This window comes from Mesorhizobium sp. M7A.F.Ca.US.014.04.1.1, assembly GCF_003998745.1.
In the GTDB taxonomy this organism is placed as follows: Bacteria; Pseudomonadota; Alphaproteobacteria; order Rhizobiales; family Rhizobiaceae; genus Mesorhizobium; species Mesorhizobium ciceri.
This window is the reverse complement of sequence record NZ_RZRW01000992.1, coordinates 1-1,247: the sequence shown is the minus strand read 5'-3', so window position 1 is coordinate 1,247 and position 1,247 is coordinate 1. Positions and strand designations below refer to the sequence as shown.

Annotated in this window: 2 protein-coding genes; both read right to left on the bottom strand. The window is 63.9% G+C overall.

What is annotated here, in order from left to right; translation table 11 throughout:
* Positions 1 to 378: 378 nt before the first annotated feature.
* A complete protein-coding gene (locus tag EOA22_RS37885; RefSeq protein WP_158515818.1) occupies positions 379 to 534 on the bottom strand; it encodes a hypothetical protein in 156 nt (51 codons plus the stop codon).
* The coding region (locus EOA22_RS37880; RefSeq protein ID WP_164756193.1) for an Ig-like domain-containing protein at positions 528 to 1,247 on the bottom strand (720 nt) is incomplete at its 5' end. The genes EOA22_RS37885 and EOA22_RS37880, both read right to left, overlap by 7 nt.

Genomic DNA, 1,247 nt, shown 5'->3' with positions numbered 1-1,247 from the left:
GCATCCTTGCGGGTCGAGCGGAGCGGCTCGGTACGGTATCGCTTCCAGAGACGTGACAGCCCCGCGAGCAAGCGTTCCTTCTCGGCGGCACCACCTGCGTCACGACGCTACCCGCGTTTTCCCTAGCGAACTCGCTGGCTCAGTCGAACTCACCCGCAGGCGGCAGCTGCCATTCCTTAGCGCATCGAATGAACGGCTGCTTTCGGGCGCGGCGACCACCACTTCGAACGACCGACATAGGCGCATTGCGGTCCGAGAGCCTGGGGCCGAAAGCGAAATGGCAACTCCTGGCGCCCAAGGAACGATAGCGGACGCTAAGACGTGACCCCAAGGTGAAAAGCATATTAAGCCAGATTTGCGCCAAAATGTTCGGCACCCTCAGTATAGGGGATGCCTCGGGCTGACGAACACCTTGCCTGCCGGAGCGTCCGCGACCAGGTCGCCGGCGTAGAGCACGCCGACGCGGTCGCAGGCTTTGACCACCGTCGTCCGGTGCCCTTCGGAGGTGCCGTTGCAGCACTGCTGAATCAACAAGCACCGGCGTCTTGCCGGACAACTCGGGGGCCGACCTTGAACAGTAAGACGCTGCCCTGGCTGAGGGCGTCCGGTTTGCCGACATCGTGGTCAAGCGCTTCTCCGACACGGTTGCCGCTAACGTCTTCAAGACTGCTCCCGACGACAAGTCTGTAGGCGCCCGGGAGCCAGCCATGGTTCGGGCGCCAGCACCAGGCTCGCCCGCTGGCGGAGACTGTAACCCGCCCAGATTGGAATCCCCCCTGATCGTCGACAATACCCAACTGGTCTCGGAGAAGGGCGGCGTCCATCTCCCGGTCAAATGTGATTTTTAGGGCCTCGCGCGATCCGGCGTTGGGTAGTGCGAGACCCCAAGTTTGCGGGTTAACGGGCGTGCGAAGCGCCGGCGTTACCCGGTAATGAAAATGCTTGCGGCCGACTTCGACCGTATAGCTAAGGCCGGGCCGAAGAGGGGCGGCGCTATCGCCGTCCCCCTCCACATCCTGTTTCACGCGACCCGGATCGAACAGCACCGTCAGGCGTCGGCCATCGGGACTCCAAAGGTCCTGCCCGAAATCCATGAAGGCTCCGTCGACCGTGCGCCCTTCGGCGTCGACCAGACGCAGATCCCGCGTCGCCACCATCCCCCGTGCCGGCCGGTCGAAAGTGACGTAGAGGCGAAGCGTGTTCGCCGGGATCGCGCCCTCAGTCGGCGAGATCGCCACCACTTGGGG